Source organism: Terriglobus sp. YAF25 (genome assembly GCF_052113305.1).
Lineage (GTDB): Bacteria > Acidobacteriota > Terriglobia > Terriglobales > Acidobacteriaceae > Terriglobus.
Genome location: NZ_JBFRCY010000714.1, coordinates 1 through 2,343, shown reverse-complemented (window position 1 = coordinate 2,343; position 2,343 = coordinate 1). Strand labels below are relative to the sequence as shown.

2 protein-coding genes are annotated in these 2,343 nt (G+C 56.4%); both read right to left on the bottom strand.

The genetic code is table 11. The features are described from left to right. On the bottom strand, nt 1–1,349 hold a 1,349-nt coding region (locus tag AB4043_RS22765), incomplete at its 3' end, for an aldehyde dehydrogenase family protein (protein ID WP_442308185.1). A gap of 33 nt (nt 1,350–1,382) precedes the next feature. Then, nucleotides 1,383–2,343 (bottom strand): thiamine pyrophosphate-dependent enzyme (locus AB4043_RS22760; RefSeq protein WP_442308184.1); only part of this gene is annotated, 961 nt, incomplete at its 5' end.

Genomic DNA, 2,343 nt, shown 5'->3' with positions numbered 1-2,343 from the left:
CGAGTCATCTCGCGCATACTATGGCCAATCCCGCCTACGCCAAGACCTGATTGGGCCCACCCCGAAAAGGGCATCCAGTCCGTTCGAAAAACCGTCATGTCATTGATCATCACCGCAGAGGCGTTCAATGAAGAGGCGGCACACAGCGCAGCGGAGATATCGCGTGCAAAGACTGACGCTTGGAACGCATAGGGCAAATTCCCGGCCTCCTTAACTGCGGATGGAAGATTGGAGAACCGGTAGACAGCGGTTACGGGGCCAAAAACCTCCTGTCTGGAGAGAAGCGCCTCCGGCGAGGGTTCAAGGACGACCGTCGGCTGAAACAATCGATCGCCGAGGCGCGTTCCACCGACAGCTACGGTTCCTCCCGAAGCGACTGCTTCTTGTACCCATGATTCGACGCGCACAACTTCTCGGGGGAGAATCAGCGGGCCAACCTCGGTATCAGGCAAGAGTGGATCGCCTGTACGCAGCATCTGTACGCGTTCTGAAAATAGCGTCACAAAATCATCGAACAGATTTTCGTGAACGAAGACCCGTTGCGTGGACACGCAGATCTGGCCAGCATGATAGTACCCTCCCTTGACCATCGGCTCTATCAAGTCAGGCAAGCAGGCCGATTCATCTACCAGCACCGGCGCCGCGCCGCCGTGTTCCAAGGCGCATCGAGTTCCAGGTGGAAGTTTCGACCGAAGGGACCAGCCAACCTTTGCCGATCCGACGAAGCTTAGAAAAGCCACTCGTGAATCAGTCGCCAATCGCTCCGCGAGTGCATTGTCTTCGAGGACAACCGCCTGACACCAGGCTTCGGGAATTCCTGCGGCGTGAGCAAAATCGACCAAACACAGACAACAGAGCGGAGTGATCGGTGAAGGCTTCACGATCACAGGACAACCGGCAGCGATAGCCGGAATCATTTGATGGACGATGAGATTGAGAGGATGGTTGAATGCGGAGATGGCGACCACCACCCCAATCGGCTCACGCGTCGTGAATGCCCAACGATCCTGCGACGATGGAGTCAGCCCCATCGGCACCTCGCTCCCTGCGAGGTGCTCGGGACCTGCACTCGCAGAGAGAATGCCAAGGACCGCGCGAGCGACCTCAACCCGCGCGTCTGTGATCGGCTTTCCACCTTCGCGTGCAATAAGAGCGGCGAACATCTCGGTTTCGTTCTCTACGAGGCGAGCGAGACGGCGGAGACATTCCATCCGCTTATACGTCGGGAACCAGTTGGCTCGATCTGCAAATGCCTGTACGGCCCGATGCAATTTGGATTCGATGCTCGCGGCATCGTCCGGAGACATCTCGGTTATGATCTCGCCATCAAATGCCTGTGTAATCAACATGGGCCCTCTTCTGCATCCCTGGGACAAAGAACGTCAAGCGGGGGTACTGCTGGTCATCGTTTTCTTGCAGTTGAGTTCGTCGACCAGCACCCGATGGTTCTCTGAATAGTCGATCTCCGCAACCACAAGGTGAACACCCCCTGCTTGAAAAGCCATTTCGAGGGCAGGGATGAGTTCGTCGGCGGAAGCAATGCGAGCTCCGGTAGCGCCGTATGCGCATGCATATCGAACGAAGTCTGGATTATTGAAGGTCAGACCGAAATCAGGGAACCCGTCGATTCTCTGCTTCCAGCGGATCATGCCATAGGCGTTGTCTTCAATAATCAGCACCACTAAATTGAGCCCGAGACGCACTGCCGTCTCCATGTCCTGCGAGTTCATCATGAATCCGCCATCGCCGCACACGGCCATGACCCGGCGCGTGGGGTGAAGCATCGCCGCCGTCATCGCAGAAGCAAGCCCTRCACCCATCGTGGCGAGCGCGTTATCGAGCAAGAGTGTGTTACTCCTATCGGTACGGTAGTTACGCGCAAACCATATCTTGTACATCCCGTTGTCGAGGCAGAGGATGCCGTCTTTAGGCATAACTTTGCGTACATCAGCAACCAGTCGCTGCGGGGCAAGCGGATAGCGTGGATCGTCGCTTCCCTCGGAGGTGCGCTTGAGAACAAGGTCCCGGACCGGGAACATTAAAGTGTCCTTCGCATGCTGACTGCCCAGTTCTTGTCCCAGCCGACACATGCTGTCGGCAATCTCTCCGATTACTTCAATTTGAGGAAAGTAAATCCGATCGACTTCTGCAGGGGAAAAGTCCACATGGATAACAATTGGGCCGCCAGGTCGCATGAGAAATGGGGGTTTCTCCGCGGTATCGTGACCGACTGCGATGATGAGATCGGCACGTTCTATGGCAAGGTGCACATAGTCGCCGGTCGAGAGAGCCGCGGTTCCGAGATAGAGCTCGGAGTTCCCATTGATCGCTCCTTTGCCCATC